Below are 23,492 nucleotides of genomic sequence, written 5' to 3'. Positions count from 1 at the left end.
CCCTCCGGCTCCACCGCGTCCCAGTCCAAGAACATGGACGGGATGTCCAATGGAGATGGGGGATCCGCACGCCATCCCCGCCTACAAGATTCGGGCGCCACCGTGGTGAAGGGCACGTTCAAACTGCTCGACACCCGCCCGTCCGGCCTGGACGACGTCAAGGGCACGGCCTGGTTGGCGCAGGGCCCCAAGGGCACCACGGTCACGGTGTCCCTGACCGGCCTGAAACCGGGCGACGCCTACCTCGCGCATCTGCATGCCGAACCCTGCTCCGACGACAACGGTGGGGAGCACTTCCAGTTCAAGAAGGGCGGCCCGGAGATGCCGCCGAACGAGATCCATCTGGCGTTCACCGCCGAGAAGTCGGGCAAGGGCATGACCACGGTGGACAACACGCGCAAGACCGGTAAGGGCGCGGTCGCCATCGTGGTCCACCCCCGTGACGAGCAGGACAACCGGCTGGCATGCGCGGACTTCGACTTCTGAGGGCCTCCGCCCTGCTCGGCTGCGCCGTTGTGCTGCTGTTCCTGGGCGGCACACCCGCGTACGCCCACACCGCGCTGAAGGACGCGACACCGGCACCCGGCGCCAAGATCGGCCCCGGAACCAGCGTCCTCGCGCTGACCTTCGCCGGCATGCTGCCCGGCAGCACCCCGAAGGTCAGCCTGACCGGACCCGACAACACCGAAGTACCCGTCGGGCAGCCCGTGGTGGCCGACCGCTCCGTCACCTGCGCTGCCGTCGCCGGGCTGCCGACGGGCGTCAACACCCTGACCTACACGGTCATCGCCCGTGACGGCGACGCCCAGACCCACCGCTACGAGTTCCAGGTCGCCAAGGGCGCCGAGGCTGCTGCCACCCCGTCCGCCTGCAAGGGCCTGAGCCTTCCGGCTCCGGACACCGGCGGGCGCGACACCCTCCTGGGGCTCGGCCGCACCACGGCGCTGCGCGTCCTGGCGGCGGTTGCCATCGCCGTCGTGGGCGGGAGCGTCCTCTCCGTGCGCACGCGGCGCGGGCTGTGGCCGGCGGGTGTCGGAAAGGCTGGCCACGTGGACGAGGAGCCGATGGCGGCCACGCCGGGCTCACCGGACAGCGGTTGACCACAACAGAAGTCGAGAAAGCCGCGCCGGATCTCGGCGGTGGGCACAGTGGGGCTCCGGATACTCACAGGGGTGGGGCGGCCAGGGACCGGGCGAGATGGCGGCAGGTGAGGAAGACGACGATGCCCTTGCCTTCGGGGGAGGGGTGGGTGGCCTGGGTCCAGCCCTGGCGGTGGTAGAAGGCCATCGCCAGGGACGACTGGACGGAGGTCAGCAGCCAGGAACGGCCCTCAGGAGCGTCCTCGGTGACCGCTTTCAGCGCGGCGCGCGCGAGATCGACGAACTCTCCGTCCGCTCATCCATACGGGGCACCGGCCTCGCCGCGGCCCTTTTGAGCGTGGTCCAGGCGGTGGCGAAGCCGACGACCTCCGAGCCGGTTAAGGCCAGCGCGGCGGTGAAGCCCGGGCGCCTCACGTTCACCGGGAGTTGGCCCACGAACTCGGCGGCCTTCTCCTCGTCCCCGTTCCAGGGTGGGGTGCAGAAGGCGTCGGTGTAGACGGAGTGCAGGGCGGTGGTGTCACCGACGTCCGTATAGGCCTGGCTGCGTACCCGGACTTCCATACCCTGTCCCTGTGATTGCTCGTCCGGTCCGTCGATGCACCCGAGCCTCAGCACCCACGGTGCATGGAGGCGCTGCTCGTCCGACGCACGACGGGGAGCGCGAGACGCTATGGCGCCACCGCGTCGGCGGCGTCGTGACGAAGGGCAGCGGAGGAGCGGCCGCCGGGACGAAACCGGCGACCGACCGCGATACTTCGACGTCTTCGACTTCGAACTCAGCGCCGACGAGCTGAAGGCGATCGATGTGCTCGACGCCGGCAAGGGCGGCGGGCCGGAGCTGACCGACGCTGACATCGAGGCGCTCGGCACGTCGATCCCGGAGGCCTAGGCACTACGCACGACCCGGTCGCGGTGATCTTTCGCGATGAGCCGGTCGTTCAGGAAGGCGAGGGGCGGAGAGTCGGGCCGGTCGGCGACGGCGACGGCGACGGCAACGGCGCGGACCGCCGCCCGGTGCAGGACGTGCCCACGGGCGGCTACTTGGCTTCGACCCGTCCGACCAGGTCGGGGCCGGTGGCCAGCGCCTCGCATGCGGTCTGCCAGGCGTTGTCACCGGGGTGGAGCCTGTTGCGGAGGTACGCCGCAGTGAGTCGGCCGACGGCGGTGACCCGCTCGGGGCTCTCATCCGTGGTCTCGGCGACGTCGTATCCGGGGATCCCGCCGAGGGCGTGCCCCGCGCCGAACAGGGTGAGCAGGGATTTGGGGCTGGGGCCGAGGGTGTAGGGGTCGGCGTGCCAGTCCGGCCCCATGTCCGTGAAGTGCCGGGAGTCGTCCTCGTCGCCGGCAACGATCAACGCGGGTGTGGTCATCGTGGAGAAGTCGATGGTCCCAAGGACCGGCAGCGCGTCGGCCATGGGCCCGTTGAGGACGTCGCCCCTGCCGGGCGCGGCCAGCAGCACGCCCGCCTTGATCCGGGGCTCGAAGAGGCTCACTTCCTCCCCGCTGTCGGGGTCGGTGACCCGGGCGCCGAGCAGGAGACTGGAGGTGAAGCCGCCGAAGGAGTGTCCGGCGACGGCGACCTTGGTGTGGTCGATCCGCCCGGCGAGCAGTGGCACGGCCTTCTCGATCACGTCGAGCCGGTCGAGGATGTGGCTCATGTCCTCGGCGCGCGAGCGCCAGAAGAAGGGGGCGCCGGGAGCATCGGCGACCAGGTGGCTCAACGTCCTGGAGGTGAGGTGGGTGGGCTGGATGACGACGAATCCGTGTGCCGCCCAGAAGTTGACGAGTGGCGCGTAGCCGTTCAGCGAAGAGAGGTTGTTCGAGGGGCCCTGGCCGTGGGAGAGCAGGATGACGGGTAGGCCGGTTCCGGTCTCGGGCGCGGAGACACGGATCTGGAGGTCCACGGGCCGTCCCGGTACGGGCAGCACCACCGGGCTGTAGGACAGGACCGAGACGGGCGAGCCCAAGGCGTCGGTGGCGGAGGCGGAGGCGGATGTGTTCATGATGCGTGGTTGCCCTTCTGCAGACCCTGCCGCCGGTCTCGGACGGCCGGCGACTGGTGAGGCGGTCAGGGGCGTCCCGCTTCAGCTAACCTGAAGTGGAGCGCCGCTCCACTTAATATCCGGAACGATGCTCCGTTTTGTCAAGCGGCGCTGGAAGGAAACGTGATGACCGCCGAGAGCCCCAGCGGGAAGGCGTCGACCCGAAGCAAGCGGGCCGACGCGCAGCGTAACCAGCGGGCCGTGCTCACCGCCGCCGCCGAGGTGTTCGTCACCTCCGGCGTCGACGCGCCGATCCGCCAGATCGCGGCCAGGGCGGGCGTCGGGATGGGCACGATCTACCGCCACTTCCCGACCCGGGCGGACCTCGTCACCGCCGTCTACCACCACCAGATCGAGGAATGCGCCGAGGCGGGCCCGAGCCTGCTGGCCGGTGCCGACTCCCCGTTCGACGCACTGCGCCAGTGGGTCGACCTCTTCGTCGACTTCCTGGTCACCAAGCACGGACTCGCCGACGCCCTGCAGTCCGACAGCGACCGCTTCGCCGCACTGCACACCTACTTCATCGACCGCCTGCTGCCCGTATGCGCCCAACTGCTCGACGCCGCGGCCGACGCCGGCGCCATCAAGCCCGGCATACAGCCCTACGAACTGATGCGCGGCATCGGCAACCTCTGCGTCGGACGCGACAGCGACCCGCGCTATGACCCCCGGCGCTTGATCGACCTCCTCCTCGAAGGGCTGAGGCGTCCTCAATCGGCTTGACAGTCCGGGGCAGGGCCGCCGTTGCGTCGCCGAGACTGCGTTGCAGGCACTGGCAGCGCGGGGCCGCCGCAGCGCCGATCGCCGTCGCGGACACCAGCTGAAGCCACTGGAGCGGGACCGGCTGATCCTGCTGGACCGCAAGCCCGAGGTGGTCGGGATGGCCTCGCAGCCGCTCTGGCTGCACCGGCACGACGGCGGCGCCGCCACGCGCCGGGCTACTCCGAGCACCTGGCGGACGGCCGGGCCCGGGGCGTCGACGTCCGGACCGGCGATCGGATTGGCCAGGCCGATGCCGAGGTGTTCGATGCGACGGAGTGGGGCCGCAGCGCGGTCGGTTGGGAGTTCGTCCGCGTTGATGAGCCGGATCCGGTACTGATGGTGAACGTGCGCCGTCTGTCGCGCTACCGCCGGCGCCGCTGCGCGCCCGGATGCCGCCGAACGGCTCCTTGAGGTGTTCGACGGACCGGCGCCGTCAGAGTCCGGGGCGGCGAAGGCGGGTGATCCGCTGCTGGTGCAGCCCAGGGGTGTTCCATCTGCTGTGGTGCGGTGAACTGGCCGCGGACCTGACGCCGGGAGGACGACACCGCCGACCGCATCGGCCCCAGGATGTAAACCCGTGGGCCGAGGCCCGCGAGTGATCAATCGGTGGGCTGATGCCGCACGGGAGGCGCACGTGACAGCGTTCCTCTGTGCCCACGGACTGGCCGTGGCGGCACGATTGACGACCCGTGACCATGGGAGAGACCATGACCACCACGCCGTTCATGAGCCGGAAGGGCATGACGCGCCGCCGCATGCTGGGAGCCGCGCTGGCCGCCGGGGCCGCCGTGCCGCTTGCCGCCATCGCTGGCCCCGCGTGGGCGGACCCGGGCACGCCCGCCCCCCTCCCGACGCGGCTCACGCTACCCATACCCACCGGGCCGCACCCAGTGGGCATGGTCCAACTGCACCTTGTCGACCGGTCGCGCCCGGACGACATCGCGGGCCCCGGGCACTTCCGCGAGCTGATGGCCACTGTCTGGTACCCCGCCCGAGACGTTGAGCGGTACCCGGTGGCGCCCTGGATGCCGGCCGGCGCCCTTCAGGCGTTCCTTGCCGACGCGGGGTTCAGCGCCCTGGCCCCCCTGGCGCCGCACACGGCCAGCCACGTGGGCGCTCCGGTGCGGCGGTCGGGCCGACGGCTGCCCGTCGTCGTGTTCTCGCACGGCGCGCACAGCCACCAGGGCGACCACACCACGATGGTCCAGGAGCTCGCCAGCCACGGATACGCGGCTGTGACGGTGGCTCACCAGTACGACACGTACACCGAGTTCCCCGACGGCCGGGTCGCAGTCCCGCTCTACGACCGGAAGGCGCCGACACTGCCTGGGGACTTCGCCGCTGACCTGCGCTTCGTCCTCGACTGCGTCGAGCAGCTCGCCGCCGGGTGCAATCCGGACGTCGACCAGCGGGATCTGCCGGCCGGACTGCTCGGCTCCCTCGACCCGCGGCGCATGGGCGCGTTCGGCTGGTCAAAGGGCGGGACGGCCACCGCCTGTGCCACGCTCGCGGACGAGCGCATCCGGGCCGGGCTGAGCCTCGACGGCCCGATGCAGATGAACCCGCCGCTGGCCGGCGACCTGGACCGGCCGTTCATGATGATGTCCGCCGTGTTCACCCGGGCCACGGATCCCGAGGCCGCCGCGTTCTGGTCGCACCTGCGGGGCTGGCGGCTGAACATCCAGGCCCAGGGCGCCGTCCACGTCTCGTACGGCGACAACGAGGCGCTGTTCCCACAGGTGGCGAAGATGTTCGGATGGAGCGGGCAGCAGCTCCAGGACGTGATCGGCACCCTCGATCCTGACCAGGCGGTGAAGATCCAGCAGGCATACCCGCTCGCGTTCTTCGACGAGCACCTGCGCCACCGTCGGGGGCACCTGCTCGACGGACCGTCCCCAGCCTTCCCGGCGGTGACGTTCCTCCCCTGAGTACCCGGGATGGCCGCGGCGCGGTCCGTCGCAGGCGATTGAGGGAGCAGGACGACTGGGCCGAGGCCTACCCGAACCGCTTCGGGTTCAGCGCGCCGTGGGACGGCTTGTACGACGCGTACGGGATCCGCAGTCGAGATCGTTTGACAAACGGACGAGATCACCTGTCACAGGACAGCTCGCGGGCCTGCCTGGTCGTCAGCGGCGGCCGCGCCGGTCCGGCGACACCGTGCTGGTCGTTCTCGCCCATGACTCCATCGTCCTGCGCGTCGGCGGGCCGGACCAGGAAGAGGCATACGCCTGGATCTGGTTCCGTAACGCGAACAGTCTCGGACCGGCGGACGATGAACAGCGCACGCCCATCAAGATGGGATCCGGATCACCTTGCTGCTTCTTGCGCGTGCTGAAGACGGTAGACAGGTGGTTGTCGTTGAGTGAGAGGGCGGGCAGACATGGACGTGTATGAGGCTGTGGACAGTCGCCGTGCCGTGCGGGCGTTCAGCGATAATCCGGTATCCAAAGAGGTACTCGAACGTGTGCTTGCTGCAGCGACGCGGGCTCCCTCGAGTGGGAATCTCCAGCCGTGGCATGTGTATGTCGTTACCGGCGAGCCCTTGGCCGAACTGAAGAGGCGCGCGACGGCGAGGGCACTGGCGGGAGACCCGGGTGATGAGCGGGAGTATCCGATGTACCCGGCCGAACTGGCATCGCCGTATCTGGACCGTTTTTCCGCCGCGGCCGCTCAGCGGTACAAAACGCTGGGAATCGAGCGCGACGACCCCGACAGGCCCATGAAGATCGCCGCCTTGAACTCGGAGGCGTTCGGGGCTCCGGTCGTGTTGTTCTGCTACCTCGACCGGACAATGGGGCCCGGACAGTGGGGGGACGCGGGGATGTACTTGCAGACGGTCATGCTGTTGCTGAGGGCGGAAGGGTTGCACAGCTGCCCCCAAGTGATGTGGACGATGTATCGCGAGACTGTCAGTCAGACAGTCGGAGCCGATGACGGGCTCGTACTGTTCTGCGGTGTCTCGGTGGGATTCGAGAAGAAAGGCGTGCCACGGCTGCGGACCGGGCGGGCGGACATGACAGAAACAGTGAGCTTCATCGGAGTGTGACCGTTAGGCGGCCGAGATCCAAAGGCATAGACGCAGGAACAGGCAGTCACTCGTGCTCCAGTTCGGCCGCGCGCTCCTCCAAAGACGCGGTCAGATCGACGGCTTGCTGTTCCAGGCGCGTGATCGTCCGTTGGAGTTCCTCAACATCGGCGGGGGCGCAGAGGCTTGGCTCTCGGCAGATCTGTGCCCCCGGTGCTTCGGGCAGGGGCTTTTCCAACTGCTGGATGCGGGCGACGAGCCGGGCGTTGCGGGCCGGGACGTTGGCCAGGTCTGCGACGGCGAACCCACGGTCCGCCAGCAATCGCGGACCTCCCGGATTGCCCGGCCGATCGTGGAAGACGCCACCTCGTACAGCACGCCCAACGCCTCATGGGTCCGCAGATGGACCAGTGTCCCCAGGAGCCGGTCGCTGAAGACCAGTTCGTACTTCGGCCCGGCCCGGCCCCCGCCTTCCGCCGACGGTCGCCCTCACGTCGCCCATGACGCCCGGACTCACAGCGCGCCACCCAGCGCGGGGCGAGTTCCGCGACCAACTCGCCCAGCTGTTGGCGCGACAGCCCGCAGAAGGCAGGATGGGACATGGCCAGGCCACGCGGACCAGTTTGATCTTCACACGCCAGACAACTCGCGCGGCCGTCTCCAAGGCCCCACACCTCACCGACCAAGATCAATCGCAGGTCGGCCCAATAGGGTCGGAGGCATGACGACACCCCTTGCCAGCAGTGCCTTCGACTCGCTCCGCCTCGACGCCGTGCCCGACCAGGAGGCGCTGCGCCGGGCCTACGCACTCCCCAGCGACGCGGCCGTGCGCAAGCAGATGACCGAACTCACCGAGCAGACCCGGCGGTTGATCGGCTGCTCATCGCTGGTCCTGGTCGCCAGCGCGGACGCCGACGGCAACTGTGACGTCTCCCCGCGCGGCGGCCCCGCCGGGTTCGTCGCCGTTCTGGACGCACGGACGGTGGCGATACCGGACGCGACCGGCAACAAGCGTCTGGACACCCTGCAGAACGTCATCGCCACCGGACGGGCCGGGCTGCTGTTCGTCATCCCGGGGCGCACCACGACGCTCAGGGTGAACGGCCGGGCCTGCGTCTCCACCCGCCCAGAGCTACTGTCGCAGCTGACCGCCGTGGGCAAGCCGCCGGCCAGTGCGTTGGTCCTGGGGATCGAGGAGGTCTACCCGCACTGCCCCAAGGCGCTCCTGCGCAGCGCGGCCTGGAAGCCGGAGCAGTGGCTGTCGGCGGACGCCCAGCCGACCTCGGCCGAGGTGACGCTGGCCCAGCTGCGGATGCCGGAGCTGACGATCGCTGACATCGAGCAGGCGGAGGCGGACTCGCTGAAGTACCGGTACGAGTAACGGGCAGACCTGCGATTGCTGAACCACCAGCCCGTCGAACCCCCAGGCCAGCACGGCCCAAGATCAATCGCTGGGCGGCCCATAAGCCAGGAGCTGAAGGATCCATGAGCCGACCGCCTCATGTCGCGCCGCGTCAGCCAGTGGACGACCACATTGAGAGCGGCGGCGTGGTGGGGACGTTCCGGCCGCAGTTGTTCACTCCCCTCGCACGGCATGGCCTGAGTCATTACCCAGCGTCGGTCCGGGCTGCCGATCAGGCAGCCCGGACGAGGCCGGTGGTTTCAGGTGGCGCCAGTGTCGGCGCCGCGTCGGATGCGGCCGAGGAGGTCGCGGTGGTAGGGGGTTCCCCAGGACGCCGTGGCCCCGTACTACGTCCCCGGCATCCTCCGCGCCGTCCTGGCCGGCACCCAGCTCTACCACGATCAGCACGCTGCCACGTAGCCGGACGCCGACCAGATCGCCAGCGCCAAGCCGACAATGGCCGTGATCGATCCGATGCCGGTGTTGCCCTGCAACTGCTCCACGGCCCCGGTGATGATGTTGCCTGCCGAGCCGGGGCGAACCGCGTGAGATTGTCCAGCACCGCGTGGTGGCCGACTTGCCGGCGAGGCCCAGCAGCGACACCAGTGCCAGCGGCGCCGGGAACAGCGACAGCCGAGGATCCCGCCCTGAACCTCCGCCAGTGCTCCAGCCCTCAGGGATAAAGACACAGCCCCCGCCCCTGGGGTCCACGCCGTGGCCCAGGAGCCCAACTGAAAACCGTTGCGTGCGAGAGGACATGGCCGACGAGACACCGGGCAACGCGCTGCTTGAGCGCGACGGAGAGGTCAGCGGTCGAGCGTTCCGCGGCCCGCCCCGAACGGCCCGTATGGGTGCGGGCCGTGGTGCGCAGCAACCACGGGACGACGTGATTCCCGGTGCTGCGGGCAGGGGGCACTCCCCCTTCCCGGTGCCGCGGGCAGGGGGGACTCACCGAGTCTCATCGGCGCGCCCGCGCCGCCCGCACCTTGCTGCTCGCATGCACCGGGCTCATCCAACATGGCATCCGCGTATCCTGCTGGCCGCCCGCAAGATCCGCGCAGTGCCATCGCTGCGGGGGTGAGACGGCAAGACTGGGGGAGGGGCACGTGAAACCGGTGGAGGCGACAGATCCGGCTGCTGTCGGGGGATACCCGATCTTGGCACGTCTGGGCGCTGGAGGCATGGGCCAGGTCTATCTGTCCCGTACGACGGCCGGACGGCCGCTCGCGTTGAAGACCGTTCACCCGGATTTGGCCGAGGCACCCGACTTCGAGGCACGGTTCGCCCGGGAAGTCCGCAACAGCGACCTCGTCCGGTCGCCGTTCACCGTCTCCGTCATCGACTTCAGTCCGCCAGGCCACCGCCCCCAGTGGCTTGCGACCGAGTACGTTCCCGCGCCGTCGTTGGCCGACTGGGTCGTGGCACACGGGCCGCTCCCGCCGGTCACACTGCGTGCGCTGGCCGGCGAACTGGCTGCCGCTGTCGCGGCTGTACACGCCTGCTCGCTGGCGCACCGGGACATCAAGCCGTCCAATATCCTCCTGGGCCGCGAACGGCCCATGCTCATCGACTTCGGTATCGCCCGGGCAGCCGACGACTCACGGCACACCCACAGCGGCGGCGTCATCGGCTCTCCGGGCTACCTGGCCCCCGAGCAGGTCTCCCGTGGCATCGTGACCGAGGCCGGCGACGTCTTCTCCCTCGGCTGCGTCCTCGTGTTCGCGGCGTCCGGGCGCAGCCCGTTCCAGTACCCGGGAGAGGAGGTCTCGGCGGCCTCGCTGCTGTACCGCATCGTGCACGAGCAGGCTCACATCGAGGAGGCCCTGCCACCGGAGCTGCTGCCCGTCGTGCGACGCTGTCTGGCCAAGCAGCCCGAGCAGCGACCCACCAGCAGGGAACTGACCGACCTGCTGCCCCGCCGATCCGGCCCGAGCTGGAAACAGACCCCGCCGCCCGGCCTCGGTGACCAACTCGCGGCCCGCGAGGCGGAAGTGGCGCGCCTGGTCACGGCACCCAACGTCACAGCACCGACGGTCACACCACCCACTGTCATGACGGCTACACCACCGCCCGCCCGCACCGTCACCGCGCCACCCGCCGGTGCAACGGCCCCGCCACCTCCGGCCGAGGTCGGCCCCGTAGGCGTTTTCGGGCCCCCGCCCTCCCCTGGCGCAAGGCCGAGCGGTCCCACTGGCCCGCCTGCCGCCACCGGCACCGGGCAGTCCACGACATCCGCAGCACGCACTTGGTGGATTGCCGCCGCGGCTGCAACGGCCGTCGCCGTGACCCTGGTCGCGTTGTTGCACCCGTTCGACGGACGCGATGATCGGGCGGGAACGGACGCGAAGGACGGCGCGCGCCCCACGTCGTCCACCTCGGCGACCGTGCCGACGCTCCCGCGAAAGTGGACGGGAGTCTGGACCGGCATCGGGCCGGGCAACCCACGCGCCGACGGACAACTCGCGCCCCGCACCACTTCGTTCAAGGTCACACTGACCCTGCACACCGCCGCCGTCGGAGAACTCGCCGGCAAGCAGGTCAGCAACGTCACAGAGGCCGGCACACAACGCGAGGTGGGCTGCACCGAAGCCCTCGAACTGCGGGGCGTACGCGGAGCCACCGTCACCCTCGAGGCGGTCACAAGCCACCCCACCGACCGCTCAGCCTCCCTGCTGACCTGCGAGAAGGGGCACGTGTACGTCGTGGAGCTGTCGGACGACGACACGATGAACCTCGGCGAGGAGGGTGCCCAGTCCGCAGGCGCACCCTCTCGCCTTCACCGCAGCCCAGGTGCCCAATGACCACCGCCGAGTCGTGGCCGCCAGGACAGGACGGGTGACCACCAGCACCGCAGACCTCTGGCACCACTACGGCCGCGCCCGCGCCACCAGTGACCGTGCCGTTCCCGGCACCATCTACTGGAACCGGAGCCAAGACGCCCGGCCCGGCCCGGAGGTCCTGGGCGACCTGACGGGCCGTCGTGCGGACGACCTCGGCGCCGGGACAGCCCGGCACGCCGCGCACCTGGCGGTACATCACCAGCCCGCCCAGGTCACCGTCGCGTAGGCGCCCTGATGACCGCTGACCGAGCGGTGCCGGTCCTTCCACGCGGTGATCATCGGCTCGATCAACGACCAGTGCTCATCTGCTCATCCGATAAGTCGCTGGGATACGACTTGCGTTCACTCACCCCGCCAACCCCAGCAGACCCCACCCTGTGGACCCGCGGATTCCGGCCACACCCCACACCATCAGGCGATCACAGAGGCCCCGCGCTTGGTCCCCCAAGCCGGGCGGACGTTCAGTGCCTGACGCTGTCGGGGATCTTGAAAGTCGGAGTTGACCAGCGTGATCGACGTGCTGGTGGAGTGATCTGCCCCTGATCAGAGCTTCACCGGTAGTTCGGCGAGGACCTGGCTGGCCGTGGCGGTGTGCTGGTGACCGCCGAGGCCGGCTTGCCCAGCGGTTCCGCAGAGACCTCACTCCTCTGGTAGCGAGTGTGGCTGGATCGGTGTGGAGGTGGCGCCGGTAGGTGCCGCGGCCGGCGCCCCTGTCCCAAGCGTCACCTGGAAACGGACATCAACTCACGAACCGCCCTTAAGGCCGTGTCCTATGTGAGGCGGCATCCGACCACAGAGCCTCTGCCAAAACCCGTTGGCGGACCACGGCGACCGTTGCTAATCTCCCGGAGGCCGTGGAGAGAATGAGGAGGTGGTACCCGTGAACGCAGTATCGACATGGGTGCTCCCCTCCGGGGTCACGGTCGGGCGATAGGTCGTCCGGGAGCGCCGTTCAAGAGCACTCCCGAAAGGCACGACCATGCGATTCACTTCTGAAATGCGCCTCGAAGACGGCGTCCTCGAGCGTGAGTTCACCCTCGGCGCGATCCCCGGCACCCTGTGGACGCCCGGATCCGCACCCGCCCCGCTGGTCCTGATGGCCCACAACAACGGCCTGCCCAAGGCGGAACCCCGGCTGGTGGCCCGGGCCCGGTACACCGCGGCGCGCGGCTACGCGGTGGCCACCATCGACGCCGCCGGGTGCGGTGACCGTCCCCGTTCCGTCGCCGACGAGCAGGCCCGTGCCGACCTCCGGCGGGCGATGCAGGCCGGCGAGCCGGTCGACGAGATCTTCGAGTCCTTCATCGGCCCATTGGTCGAAAACGCGGTCCCGGAATGGCAGACCACTCTGGACGCCCTCCTTGAGCTGCCCGAGATCGGCGGCCCGGTCGGGTACTCCGGGGGATGGACCGCCCTCGGCATTCGGCTGGCGGTGGTCGAGCCGCGCATCGCGGCCGCAGGCTTCTTCGCCGGGGGGTACGTGCCCCGTGCCCAGCGCGAGGAGGCCCGGCAGCTCGCCATCCCGCTGCTGTTCTTGCTGCAGTGGGACGACGAAGGGAACCCCCGGCAACGGGCCCTGGAGCTGTTCGACGCCTTCGGCAGCAAGGAGAAGACGCTGCACGCCAATCTGGGAGGGCACACCGGCACCCCGTGGTTCGAGCTGGAGGACGGGTGCCGGTTCTTGGACCGACACCTGAAGTGAGGCCGGGCCGTCCGGCGGGCAGCAGACGGTAGGCGGTGTACGGCGGTGTTCGCGGCCAACGACCAGATGGCACTGGGCCTGATGCGCGCCCTGCAGGCGAGACGCCCTCGCCCCGGACGATCACTGATGAGCCGATCCGACCTGGTCGCGACGACCTTACGCCGTGACCGGGACTTCGAACGCCTCAGGCCGTCACCGACCCCCTTCAGCCGGTCCACGAGGAACACCCCAGGGTTGGGGCCTGCGTCGTGCAGGGCGGCAACAGCCTGGGCGGCCTGGGAGGCAGCGCCGTAGCAGTGCCGAATCCTCCCATGGCCGACTGGGCAGGCCCGGCTGCGGTGTGTCAGGCGGACAGTTCGCGCAGGGCCTGCTCGGTCAGGGCCGCCGCGGTAGTCAGGCCGAGCGCGACCTGCAGGCTGTGCGCGGCTGTGTAGTGCTCCCGGGCCGCGGCGACGCGGCCGACGCCGGCCTCCAGGGCAGCCAGTTCGCCCTGCACCGCCGCCTGGCGAGGGCGGTCGCCGACCTGGGTGAGCAGGGCCAGCGCCTCCCGCAGGCCGCCCGCGGCCCGCTCCGAGTCGCCCTGGGCGAGGGCGACCCGGGCCAGACCGGCCAAGGACTCCGCCTCCCCGGCGGGGTTGTTGACGGCCCGGTGCAGGACGAGCGCGTCCTCGAAGTACGCGACGGCCTCCCCGCTGCGCTCCTGCTCTCGGGCGATCCCGCCGAGCGCGGTCAGCGCGAAGGCCTCCCCGAAACGATTCCCGGCGCGCCGATGGAGGGTGACCGCCTCCCGGAAGTACCCGGTCGCCTCGCCGAGTTCACCCGCTGCCCGGGCGACGTGACCGAGGCCGCGCAGCGCATAGGCGAGGCCGATGCCATCGTCAGCCCGCCGCTGGAATTCCACCGCTTCCCGGAACCCCTCTCGCGCCCGGCCGTGCTCGCCGCGGGCGCGCGCGACATGAGCCAGGCCGGTCAGCGCATAGCCCTGCCCCGCCGGGTCGTCCGCCACACGTGCGCACCGCAGGGCCTCCTGAAAGCGCTCCGTCGCCGCCGCATAGTCGCCGCGCGCCCGGGCGACCTCCCCCAGCCCTCGCAGCGCGTCGGCCTCCCCGGTCGGGTCCCCGGCCAGACGAAGCAGCAGCGCCGCCTCCTCGAACCCGGCGACCGCCTCGTCGTAGCGGCGCCGGTCCCGCGCGATGTCGGCAAGGGCCGTACGGGCCCGGCCCTGCCCCGTCTTGTCCCCGGCCCGCTCGGCGGCCACCAGGATGTCCGCGTACAGCGCGGCCGCCTGCTCCTCGCGGCCGTCCACGTACAGAAGCCGCGCGGTCCGCCGAGCCAGGCTCCCGCCCAGCTCCCACCCCTCGTCCAGTGCGGCCTGGGCCGCACCGCGTAGCTCGTCGAAAGCGGCATGGCTCCACATGCGTGCGTGCTCGGGATTGTCGAACGGGCCGGTACCGGAGACTCGTGCCGCCGCCCCGTACAGCAGGGCGTGCGCCGTACCGGTGACACTGTCCAGGTGCCGATAGAGGCTGTGCCTGCCCTGCTCGAGGGCCTCGCGGGAGTCCTGGGTGGCGACGAGTTTGCGCGCGTACGCCACGAACAGGTCGTGGAAGACGTACCGGCGCTGCGGCAACGAGGTCAGCATGCTGCGCTGCAGTAGCCGGACCAGGCGTACGGTGGCGAGGTCCGCGGGCATCCCGGCCAGCGCCGCTATCGAGGCGGCGTCGAAGTCCGGTCCCGGATGCCAGACGCAGGTACGCAGCATGGCCTGCAGGTCCGCGCTCAGGGCGTCGTACGAGACCGTGAACGCGGCGGCCGCCTCCTTGTCGGCGTCGTCGAACTGCTCCAGGGGCCGGGTCGCGGACCGCATGACCGCGAGCAGGCCGGCCGGATCCATGTCGGCCAACAGGGCGCCGACAGGGCGCAGGGCCAACGGCAACCGGCCACACAGCCGGGCGAGTTCGTGCAGCGCTTCCCGCTCGCCGGCCCCACCGGCTCCGTCGGCCGGTGAACGACCGGCGATCCGCAGCAGCAGCTCCACGGCCTCATCCTGCGGCAGCAGGGAAACCTCCTCGCGGACCACCACGTCCAGCCCGGTGAGCCGGTGTCGGCTCGTGACCAGCACCAGACAGCGGCCGGCGCTAGCCGGACCCGGTAACAAGGGCTCGACCTGCTCGGCCTCGCGGGCGTTGTCGAGCAGCAGCAGGACCTGTCTGTCCGCCAGCCAGGCCCTCCACAGCTGGGCCTTGCCCGCCGTGCCGGTGGGGATGTCGGAGCCGTCGAAGCCGGCCAGCCGCAGCAGTTCCGCCAGGACCTCGCCCGGCTCGCGCGGTGTGCTGCCGGGGGTGAAGCCGAACAGGTCCACCTCGAACCGGGCATCGGGGAACGTCCCGGCCAGCCGGTCCGCGAGAGCGCGGGCGAGCGCGGACTTGCCGATGCCTCCCGTGCCGTACAGCATCGCGACGGCACGGGAGCACCGCCCGGCCAGGGCCGCCTCGCAGGCGGCGGCCAGCTCCGCCAGCAGCCCAGCGTGGCCGACCAGGATCGACGGGGGAGGCACCAGCGTGTTCAGTTCGATCCCAGGCCGTTCGGCGGCGCGGGCGCCGTAGAAGTGGTTGTGCTGGACGCCCTGCCCGATGACGGCCTGCTGCGCCTGGCCGCTCGCGCTCGCGTCCATGCCGACCGCCACGGCGGCGCCAACGCCGGGAGCCCCGACAGCCGGTGTCCCGCCGGGCGTGTCCGCCGACGGCCGGCCCGTCCCTGCCGTCACCGCGGCGCCTGGAACGCGTTGTGCTGCTCGCCCTGTCCCTGCACCGCCTGCTGCGCGTGACCGGATGCGGTCGCGTGCACGGAGACCTGCGCGGCGGCCACGCCCCCGGCCGGCATCTGCTCCCTGAGGAAGGCCACCAGGTGGCGGAGCTGCTCCGCCTGCTCCGGAGCGTCCTCCAGCAGATCCGCGAACCGCGTCTGCCAGGCCGCCGCCTGTCGGGCCGCGGCCTGCTCCACGTCGTCATCCACGGCCGTTGTCAGCTCCTCGCGGGCGCGCTCCAGGCGGGCCTCCTGCCGGGCCTCCTCCTGTGGATCGCCGCGGCCCAGCAGCCGGGCCGCCCGCTCGCGGCACTCCTGCCACGCGTCCGTGGCCATCGCCTCGACCAGTGCGCCACCCGCGGCGGCGGCCAACGCGCTGAGCGCTTCCAGGAGCATGGTGGCCCTTTCGTCGGCAGAAGGGTTCAAGTATGGCCGAACACGAGGGAGGTTGGTGTGTATGTCGGCTCGTTGTGCCCACTGCGGACGCGTAGGCGCCGGAAGCCGTCGGCTCGACCCGCAGATCCCCTTCTTGTGCCCAGATGATCTCGGCGTCGGCCCGGGCCTGCAACTGTTCGAAGATGCGGCGCCGGTGCCGCCGCTTGGTGCGCACCGGTGGCCGTCAAGACTTCTTCCCGACCGGGAGCAGCGGCTCCAGTTCAGGGACAGGCATGGCAGGACCGCCGACTCCCATCCGTACTGTGCGGGTCGCGCTGCGTAGGCCGGGGCGGTCGTGACGAGCGGGGCAGCGTGTGCGGTGCCCGGCCATGGACGGCCCGCAACTACGGCCGGCCTCGTGCCCCCGGGCGTCGCCCCTACGCCGGAAGGCCTTGCTCGGTCGACTCGCCGGCAGCTCCTCGTGCGAGCAGGAGGAGGGCGTCGACCAGGTCGTCTGCTGGGCTGCCTGTAGCCAGACGCCGGAGTTGCAGACCCATCACCAGGGCGACCGTCGTGGCGGCCAGGCGCTCCGCGTCCGGGACGCCCAGGGCTGTGAGGATCTGGGTGGCGAGCAAGTCGTAGGCCCTGAACGCCTCCGAGGCCGCCTCCCGCAGTCGTTCGTCGCGCCCGGCGTGTATGTACAACTCAAAGGGCGCGAGATGAGCGCTGTCGAGCGCCGTGCCGCACGCCACCTGGCCGGCCAGAGATGCTGCGTCTTCGACGTCGATGCCCTCCGCCTGACACTGGTCGGCCAGCTCGGTGAAGTGCCGTGCCTCCTCGCGCACGAAGCGAAGCAGGCTTTCCCGCAACAGATCGTGCTGGGTCTCGAAGTGGTATGTGATCGAGCCGAGTGAGACTCCGGCTTCCTTGGCGATCCTCCTGTTGGTGAGCGCAGCGACCCCGCCCTCGCCGATGATCTGCAGGACGGCTGTGATGATGCGCTGTCGCGTCGGGGCGGAGAGGGCGGCGTTCGACATGCCATTCATTGTTCCACCAGAGCTCTCCCACCTCGGCCTCCGACGGTGGCGCGAGAACCGCATGGGCATCCGCGCCGCTTGGCCGCCTCAGCCGGGAGTGGCGCAGACGCCGCTTCCCTCTCTGTAGCGGGGGATCGCGCTGTGACGCTTGGTGCAGGCCCGTGCAGTCCCTATGTCATGCCTGACGTCACGTCACATGCCTTACCGGTACAGCCTGTTCCACGATGGCACCGGTGGACAGGATCACCCACTCTCCCTATTGTTCGTTCGAACGAACAAAACCGGAGGGTAGTCGTGCACATTACTGGGGCAACTGTTCTGCTTACCGGAGTCACCGGCGGGATCGGCGGGGCGCTTGCCGCCCACCTGTCCACTCGCGGCGCGGACCTCATTCTCACCGGCCGCCGTCGCGAGGCGCTGGAACCCCTCGCCGAACGCTACGGGGCCCGGATGCTCCTGGCCGATCTCGCCGACGCCGATGACGTGCAGCGCCTCGCGAAGGAGGCCGCCGGTACGGACATACTCATCGCCAACGCAGCCCTGCCCTCCAGCGGCGACGTACTCGACTACACGCCGGCGCAGATCGATCGAGCGCTCGCCGTGAACATGCGTGCACCCGCGATGCTCGCGCGACTGCTCGCTCCGGACATGGTGGCTGCCGGACTGGGGCACATCTGCTTCGTCGGATCGCTGTCGGGGATGGCGGCCACCAAGTCCTCGTCCATGTACACCGCGACGAAATTCGGGCTTCGCGGCTTCTCGCTGGCCTTCCGCCAGGACCTGCACGGTACGGGCGTGGGCGTCTCGATCGTCCAGCCCGGATTCGTACGCGACCTGGGGATGTTCGCGAACACGGGTTCGCCGACGCCCAGCGGCGTACGCACCGTTTCGCCGGAGCAGGTCGTCAAGGGCGTGGTACGGGCGATCGAGCGCGATGTCGCCGAGATCAACGTCGCCCCGCTCGAGCTGAAGTTGCTTACCAAGATCGCGTCGCAGTTCCCGGGATTCTCGGAGCGGGTGCAGCGGCTGGCGGGGGCGGAGCGGACCGTGGACGCCATCGTGGCGGCGCAGCGGTCGAGCCGCTGAACCGCGGGGACCGATGTCCGACTGGCGACGAGGCGGCAGTCTGACCTGGCAAGCGGTCGGTTGACCGATCGGAGTGCCGGGCGTCGTCGCACCAGCAGGACGTGGAGTCGGTGACCGGGGGAGGGAAGCGACACCGCGTCGCTCACGCCGGTGCCGTCGGCGGCGACCATACCTCCCTCAGCTCAATCCCATTCCCAAGAGGCTTTGATGGCGTGCGAAATGTGTGGGCAGGCGACCACCGCCGGTCGGGGGCGACCTGGCAGGCCCGCGAAGTTCTGCTCCAATGCGTGCCGCCAGCGGGCCTTCCGCCGGCGCACCGCTTCGCACCAGGAACAGAGTTCACCGCGGACGGCTGCCGATCGTCCGCAACCGGCTGACGCCAAGGCACCTGAACCCATCCCCGTGGACGAGGACCAGGGGGACACGGCGCCCTCCGGCGCCCCTCCCCGTGGACAATGCTCCCCACCGCGTGGACAGTTACAGCCTTCGCTCGATGCGTTCATCGGTCGCCGTCGAGAGCTGGCCTCGCTCGGCCGCCTACTGCGCTCCGCTCGTCTGCTGACCGTCGTCGGGCCAGGTGGTGTGGGCAAGACGCGGCTGGCCCTCGAGTTCATGAGGGGCTGGACCACGCGACGAGACGTGGTCGCCCGGCTGGTGGAACTCGATGCCTTGCATGACAGTGACCGCCTTGTTCCGCACGTGGCGGCCGCCCTGGGAGTGGGCGAGCGACCTGGTCTGCCCATCCGCGACGCCCTGGCCCGCTCACTGAACGGCCCGGAGACGGTCCTCGTCCTGGACAACTGCGAACACGTCATCGACGCCTGCGCAGAGCTGGCCGCCAACCTGCTGCACCGCTGCCCGCGGTTGCGCATCCTCGCCACCAGCCGCGAAGCACTGCGGGTTCCGGGTGAATCGGTCTTCCGGTTGGGGGAGTTGGCGCTGCCCGCCCACGGCACCCCGGCGACGTCCGCCTCCGTACAGAATTCGGAGGCGGTGCGGCTTTTCGTGGAGCGTGCGCGATCCTGTGCGCCCGGATTCCAGCTCACGCCCGAAACGGCGGAAGTGGTCGCGGAGGTCTGCCGTCGGCTCGATGGCCTGCCGCTCGCCATCGAACTCGCCGCGCGCCGCACCGGCTCCCTGCCCGTGCCGCAGATCCTCGCCGGCCTGGGTGACCGGCTGACCCTGCTGTCCGGCGGCAGCAGGACGGGGCCCCCTCGGCATCGTGAGCTGGGAGCGGCGGTCGAGTGGAGCCACGCCCTGCTGGGTCCCGTGGAGCAGGCGGTCTTCCGCCGTCTGTCGGTGCTGACGGGCGGCTTCGGCATCGAGGGCGCGCAGGCAGTTTGCGCCGCTGGTGACATCCCCGCGAACGAGGTGCTGCGGCTCCTGTGCGCGCTGGAGGAGAAGTCGCTCCTGGTGCGCGTCCACGGACCGCGCGGCGCCGCACGTTTCCGCCAACTCGGCCCCATCCGGGCCTACGGTCTTGAACTGCTGCATTCCAAGGACGAGCAGTGCGCCGCCAGGCAGCGGGCCTTGACCTGGCTGACGGACCTCGTCCGCCCCCTGTCTTCGATGGCGCCCGGAGACGAGTTCCCCCTGCTTGAGCTGGAGCTTGAGCTGGAGAATGTGGCCGCCGCGGTGGAGTGGACCGTCCATGAGGGCAGCGACCGGCACCTGCTGCTCGCCATGGGGCTGGCCCGCCTGCGGCACCACCAGGAGCAGGTCACCGAGAGCCGCCGGGTTCTGGGCACGGCGCTGAGCGCCGTACGGGACTCGGATCTGCGCGGTGGCGCCCTCGCCCTGGCGGCCCGCTTGGCGTGCATGCAGACGGACGGCGTCGAAGGCCTGCGCCTGGCGCAGGAAGCAGTTGCCCGCGCCCGTGGTCAAGCCCGCCCCGCGGACCCGGCCCATTCGAAGCGCGGGTTCTCAGCACCTGGCCACGCGACGAAGGCGACAGAGGCCGCGGTCCACCCCAATGGAGCCGATGCGCTCACGGAGAACGAGGCCAGTGCGAAGTGCACCGGCGTCATCCACGATTGCGACCAACTCTGGGAGAGGGCTGACGCGTTGGACGCGCTGGCGGTGGCGCACCTGACCCGGGGGGAGTTCACCGCCGCACAGCGTGCTTATCGAGAGTGCCTGGAGATCGTGGCCGGTGTGGCCGAGCCACTGGTGACGGCGATTCACCGGCACCGGCTCGCCTGGGCGTTGCTGCACACCGGTGACCTCACCGAAGCCTGCGGGCTGATGGAGGACTGCCTGCCGGTGATACGTGACGCAGCGCCGTGGCGGCATCGGTGCGCGGCGCTGCATACGACCGGCGCACTCCATGTGGCTCTTGGTGATCTCGGTGCGGCTGAGGCCGCATTCGTCGACGGACTGCGCGCCGCGCCCCCCGAATCCCTGCACGCCCTGTACCCGGTGGAAGGTCTCGCCATCGTGGCGGCGAAACAGGGCGAGGTTAAACGCGCGGTTCGGCTGGCGGCCTCCGTTGAGGCGGTGCGGACCCGCGCCGGTGTGCCCGCCGAGCCGGAGTGGCAACGGCAGGTCCAGGAAGCCGTCGCTCAGGCGAGGCTCCACCGGCGTGCGGCGCACCGGAACCGGGCCGCAGCCGCGGAACACCGACTGGATGGTGACCGGCTTGTTGCCTACGCGCTGCGGCTTCCTGCCCGCCAGCCGCCCGGGAGCGGCCGTGGGGGCTCGGAACCGCCGCTGACCGCACGCGAGCACCAGATCGCCTTGCTCGTCGCCGAAGGCCTGTCCAACCGCGAGGTCGCCGAAAAGCTGGGGCGGTCCACCGCGACCGTGGCCTCGCACCTCAACAGAATCCGGGACAAGCTCGCCCTTCGGTCCCGGACGCAGATCGCGCTGTGGGCCGTCGCCCAACTGCGCGACGGCGACAACCCGCCCTCGGACCCAAGGCGGGACGGTGATTCGTAACGCCCGGCCGGTCCTCGTTCATTCGGTCGTGGCGTGACGCGTCCCCGCACGTGATCGTTGACGGGCATCACCGATCCCCCCACGCAACGGGCACGGGCAGCGCTCCCCTTCTTCCCGAGCCCGTCAATGCCCACGAGGAGCTGACATGTCGCAGGATCACAGCCCACAGCATCAGCCGATCGCCGCCGTCTCCCCACCGCTTGCGAACACGGCGCCCCACGCCGTGCCCAGGCCGGAGCCCGCGGACGAGGCCCTCCCTGCGAGTACTCACTCCCGCCGCACCTTCATGCGGGCCGGCTCCATCGGCGTCACGACGGCCGCGATCACCGCCTCCGGCGTCGCCGCGGCGGTGTCACCGTCGGCAGCCGCGGCGACGTCGGCCGCTACCGCGCAGGCCGCGAAGGCACCCCTGGCCCTCACCCCTTCCTGCACGGGCGAGGAGACTCCGGCCCTCATGGAAGGGCCCCTCTTCAAACCGAATTCCCCCGAGCGCACCGACTTGCTCACCCCCTCCGTCAGCACTGGCGTGTACCTGCAGTTGCGCGGCCTGGTGTACGACACCGCCTGCACGCCAGTTCCGGACTGCCAGATCGAATTCTGGCAATGCGACCAGTACGGCGACTACGACACCGCCGGTTTCACCCTGCGGGGCCACCAACGGACCACCGCACGAGGCACATACCAACTGGACACGATCATCCCACGCGACTACTGGGGCCGTTGGGGACAGCGCGCCCCGCACATCCACGCCCAGGTGCAGGCGCCAGGCGGGCCGGTGCTCATCACCCAGCTGTTCTTCCCGGATGACACCGAGGCCTACGACCGCGACTTCGCCGCCCTCAACGCACGCGACCGGCTGCTGAACCGCGCCTGCACCCTCGCCCTCGAGAAGCAGCAGAGCGGCGGCTACGTCGGAGCGTTCGATTTCGTCATCGCGACCAAGGCCTAGCAGGCGGCCCGCAAGCAGACGAGGAAGAAGCGTCATGCCAGAAAACCTCCACAACACGCCTACCGTGCGGAAGACGTGGCGTGCGAGGCTCGCGGGTCTGGTCGCCTGCGTGTCCCTCGCCGCTGTCGGACTCGCTGAAACCCGCGACTACGCGGCCCAGCCCACCGCCGCGACGCACCCGGCGCCCACGGCGGGACCGTGGAAGCCGACCACCGTACCCGTCGACAAGGGCGACATCACCGCAGTCGAGGCCTTGAGCGAGAACCAGGCATGGGCGGTCGGCTACCGGCTGACCGACCTGAAGAAGATCGAACCGCTCGCCCTGCGCTGGGACGGCGCGGAGTGGAAGCAAGAGTCGACGCTACCGGACGGAAGCTTTCCGCAGACCTTGTCCGTCCAGGCGGCGGACGACATCTGGACGGCGGGGACCGGCACCGCCCACTGGGACGGCAAGACGTGGATCCCACATCCGCTGGCCCGGGACCCGGCTGGACGGGTACTCCCCGAAGCGCTGGACACCACTCAGGACGGCAGGGCGTACCTGGTGGGTCGCGCCCTGTCCGGCGGAGTCAAGGAGGGCGTTCCCGCCATCCAGTCCTGGGACGGCACCAAGTGGGAGCGCCAGGAGCTGCCGACCGTCGGCAAGGGTGAGCTGGACAGCGTGACCGCCCTCTCCCCGAACGACGTGTGGGCCACGGGCCTGCTCTTCGCCACAGGGGACAACACGGCGCAGACCTCGCTCGTCCTCCACTGGGACGGCTCCTCATGGACGCGGGTGAACACGCCCGGCGTACCGGGCGCCGCCATCTGGCTGAGCGGCGTTGCCGCCTTCGGCCCGCACGACGTATGGGCGGTCGGCGGCAGTACGAAGAACGGCGTCGACCTGCCCCTCGCCCTCCACTGGGACGGCACGAACTGGTCGCGCACCGCCACCCCGAAGGTGACCGACGGCCGGCTGCGTACCGTCACCCGCAGCAAGGACGGTCAACTTCTGGCCCTCGGCGGCAAGGGCGCGGTCTCCGTGGCCCTTGCCTGGAACGAGGCCAAGAGGCGGTGGACGCGTACGGGAGCTCCGGACATCAACATCCGGGCAGGTGCGGCCGTTCCCGGCAGCTCGACCGTATGGGCTGCGGGAGTCGCCCACGAAGGCGACCTGGTGCCGGCGGTGTCGCGGCTGCGCTGACGCTCCGCACCGCCCAGCCGTGGTGGGCCGTCCTACTGGGGAGAGGGGCCGGCCCACCACTCGGCATTCTTGGATTCCTGGCACGTTCACTGCGCAGTGCCGCGCGGATACCGCGCTTGCGCAGGTGGTCGCTGATGGCGGGGGAGGAGTACGCCTTGTCGGCCAGCCCCAGTCCCCGAGGAGCAGGGGACGAGGTAGCCCGCTCCTCGCGGCGGTCGCTGGTGTGAGGCGCCTGGAGGAAGCGGAC

At 70.4% G+C, this 23,492-nt stretch carries 20 protein-coding genes and 2 pseudogenes; 14 read left to right on the top strand and 8 right to left on the bottom strand.

The window, feature by feature from the left end:
• Window positions 1-102 precede the first annotated feature (102 nt).
• Window positions 103-486 (top strand): hypothetical protein, encoded by a 384-nt coding sequence (locus ACZ7L0_RS40175; protein ID WP_471247530.1) that lies wholly within the window; start codon window positions 103-105, stop codon window positions 484-486.
• The gene (locus ACZ7L0_RS40170) at window positions 465-1,100 is read left to right on the top strand and encodes a copper resistance CopC family protein (RefSeq protein WP_471247529.1); all 636 of its coding nucleotides are present in this window, start codon (window positions 465-467) and stop codon (window positions 1,098-1,100) included. Before ACZ7L0_RS40175 ends, ACZ7L0_RS40170 begins: the two co-directional genes overlap by 22 nt.
• Window positions 1,101-1,164: 64 nt before the next feature.
• Here ACZ7L0_RS40170 and ACZ7L0_RS40165 read toward each other — a convergent pair.
• Window positions 1,165-1,661, bottom strand: a pseudogene (locus ACZ7L0_RS40165) (GNAT family N-acetyltransferase).
• A gap of 109 nt (window positions 1,662-1,770) precedes the next feature.
• Here ACZ7L0_RS40165 and ACZ7L0_RS40160 point away from each other — a divergent pair.
• Window positions 1,771-1,989: a hypothetical protein gene (locus ACZ7L0_RS40160; RefSeq protein WP_471247528.1), complete on the top strand. Its 219-nt coding sequence runs from the start codon at window positions 1,771-1,773 to the stop codon at window positions 1,987-1,989.
• Between the two features lie 148 nt (window positions 1,990-2,137).
• On the opposite strand, the gene ACZ7L0_RS40155 is transcribed toward ACZ7L0_RS40160, so the two are convergent.
• Window positions 2,138-3,103, bottom strand: coding sequence for an alpha/beta hydrolase family protein (locus ACZ7L0_RS40155; protein ID WP_471247527.1), 966 nt, complete (start codon window positions 3,101-3,103; stop codon window positions 2,138-2,140).
• 165 nt (window positions 3,104-3,268) lie between these two features.
• Here ACZ7L0_RS40155 and ACZ7L0_RS40150 point away from each other — a divergent pair, with 165 nt between their 5' ends.
• The 3 genes from ACZ7L0_RS40150 to ACZ7L0_RS40140 all read left to right on the top strand — a co-directional run bounded on the left by ACZ7L0_RS40150 (window position 3,269) and on the right by ACZ7L0_RS40140 (window position 6,950).
• Window positions 3,269-3,865, top strand: a complete 597-nt coding sequence (locus tag ACZ7L0_RS40150) for a TetR/AcrR family transcriptional regulator (protein WP_471247526.1) — start codon at window positions 3,269-3,271, stop codon at window positions 3,863-3,865.
• A gap of 746 nt (window positions 3,866-4,611) precedes the next feature.
• The gene (locus tag ACZ7L0_RS40145; RefSeq protein ID WP_471247525.1) at window positions 4,612-5,832 is read left to right on the top strand and encodes an alpha/beta hydrolase family protein; all 1,221 of its coding nucleotides are present in this window, start codon (window positions 4,612-4,614) and stop codon (window positions 5,830-5,832) included.
• Window positions 5,833-6,284: 452 nt separating this feature from the next.
• Window positions 6,285-6,950, top strand: a complete 666-nt coding sequence (locus ACZ7L0_RS40140) for a nitroreductase (RefSeq protein ID WP_471247524.1) — start codon at window positions 6,285-6,287, stop codon at window positions 6,948-6,950.
• A gap of 46 nt (window positions 6,951-6,996) precedes the next feature.
• Here the strand turns inward: ACZ7L0_RS40140 and ACZ7L0_RS40135 are convergent, their stop codons facing one another.
• A complete protein-coding gene (locus tag ACZ7L0_RS40135) occupies window positions 6,997-7,251 on the bottom strand; it encodes a hypothetical protein (protein WP_471247523.1) in 255 nt (84 codons plus the stop codon).
• 399 nt (window positions 7,252-7,650) lie between these two features.
• Between ACZ7L0_RS40135 and ACZ7L0_RS40130 the strand changes: the two genes are divergently transcribed.
• Window positions 7,651-8,310, top strand: coding sequence for an MSMEG_1061 family FMN-dependent PPOX-type flavoprotein (locus tag ACZ7L0_RS40130; RefSeq protein WP_471247522.1), 660 nt, complete (start codon window positions 7,651-7,653; stop codon window positions 8,308-8,310).
• 428 nt (window positions 8,311-8,738) lie between these two features.
• Here the strand turns inward: ACZ7L0_RS40130 and ACZ7L0_RS40125 are convergent.
• Window positions 8,739-8,964: pseudogene (locus ACZ7L0_RS40125) on the bottom strand (YhjD/YihY/BrkB family envelope integrity protein); the annotation flags it as partial.
• A 524-nt stretch (window positions 8,965-9,488) separates the two neighbouring features.
• Here ACZ7L0_RS40125 and ACZ7L0_RS40120 point away from each other — a divergent pair.
• From ACZ7L0_RS40120 to ACZ7L0_RS40110, 3 genes are all read left to right on the top strand, one after another.
• A complete protein-coding gene (locus ACZ7L0_RS40120) occupies window positions 9,489-11,132 on the top strand; it encodes a serine/threonine-protein kinase (RefSeq protein ID WP_471247521.1) in 1,644 nt (547 codons plus the stop codon).
• A 34-nt stretch (window positions 11,133-11,166) separates the two neighbouring features.
• The gene (locus ACZ7L0_RS40115; protein ID WP_471247520.1) at window positions 11,167-11,397 is read left to right on the top strand and encodes a hypothetical protein; all 231 of its coding nucleotides are present in this window, start codon (window positions 11,167-11,169) and stop codon (window positions 11,395-11,397) included.
• A gap of 753 nt (window positions 11,398-12,150) precedes the next feature.
• Complete coding sequence (locus tag ACZ7L0_RS40110; protein WP_471247519.1) at window positions 12,151-12,873, top strand: dienelactone hydrolase family protein; 723 nt, start codon at window positions 12,151-12,153, stop codon at window positions 12,871-12,873.
• Window positions 12,874-13,216: 343 nt separating this feature from the next.
• Here ACZ7L0_RS40110 and ACZ7L0_RS40105 read toward each other — a convergent pair whose 3' ends face one another.
• The 3 genes from ACZ7L0_RS40105 to ACZ7L0_RS40095 form a co-directional block, all read right to left on the bottom strand.
• A complete protein-coding gene (locus tag ACZ7L0_RS40105) occupies window positions 13,217-15,547 on the bottom strand; it encodes an ATP-binding protein (protein ID WP_471247518.1) in 2,331 nt (776 codons plus the stop codon).
• A gap of 89 nt (window positions 15,548-15,636) precedes the next feature.
• Window positions 15,637-16,074, bottom strand: coding sequence for a hypothetical protein (locus tag ACZ7L0_RS40100; RefSeq protein ID WP_471247517.1), 438 nt, complete (start codon window positions 16,072-16,074; stop codon window positions 15,637-15,639).
• Window positions 16,075-16,490: 416 nt separating this feature from the next.
• On the bottom strand, window positions 16,491-17,090 hold the full coding sequence (locus ACZ7L0_RS40095; RefSeq protein WP_471247516.1) for a TetR/AcrR family transcriptional regulator: 600 nt from the start codon (window positions 17,088-17,090) through the stop codon (window positions 16,491-16,493).
• Window positions 17,091-17,384: 294 nt separating this feature from the next.
• Here ACZ7L0_RS40095 and ACZ7L0_RS40090 point away from each other — a divergent pair, with 294 nt between their 5' ends.
• Together ACZ7L0_RS40090 and ACZ7L0_RS40085 are read left to right on the top strand one after the other, a co-directional pair.
• Entirely contained in the window at window positions 17,385-18,176 is a 792-nt protein-coding gene (locus tag ACZ7L0_RS40090) for an SDR family NAD(P)-dependent oxidoreductase (protein ID WP_471247515.1), read from the top strand.
• 402 nt (window positions 18,177-18,578) lie between these two features.
• Window positions 18,579-21,113, top strand: coding sequence for an ATP-binding protein (locus tag ACZ7L0_RS40085; RefSeq protein ID WP_471247514.1), 2,535 nt, complete (start codon window positions 18,579-18,581; stop codon window positions 21,111-21,113).
• A 267-nt stretch (window positions 21,114-21,380) separates the two neighbouring features.
• On the opposite strand, the gene ACZ7L0_RS40080 is transcribed toward ACZ7L0_RS40085, so the two are convergent.
• Window positions 21,381-21,569: a hypothetical protein gene (locus ACZ7L0_RS40080; RefSeq protein ID WP_471247513.1), complete on the bottom strand. Its 189-nt coding sequence runs from the start codon at window positions 21,567-21,569 to the stop codon at window positions 21,381-21,383.
• Between ACZ7L0_RS40080 and ACZ7L0_RS40075 the strand changes: the two genes are divergently transcribed.
• Both ACZ7L0_RS40075 and ACZ7L0_RS40070 read left to right on the top strand, forming a co-directional pair.
• Window positions 21,568-22,062, top strand: coding sequence for a dioxygenase family protein (locus tag ACZ7L0_RS40075; protein WP_471247512.1), 495 nt, complete (start codon window positions 21,568-21,570; stop codon window positions 22,060-22,062). The genes ACZ7L0_RS40080 and ACZ7L0_RS40075 overlap by 2 nt on opposite strands.
• A 34-nt stretch (window positions 22,063-22,096) precedes the next feature.
• Window positions 22,097-23,245, top strand: coding sequence for a hypothetical protein (locus ACZ7L0_RS40070; RefSeq protein WP_471247511.1), 1,149 nt, complete (start codon window positions 22,097-22,099; stop codon window positions 23,243-23,245).
• Window positions 23,246-23,492: the final 247 nt, after the last annotated feature.

This window comes from Streptomyces sp. NPDC039424 (assembly GCF_055639495.1).
Note: the sequence above shows the minus strand (reverse complement) of the source record. Positions and strands in the feature narration are given on the sequence as shown.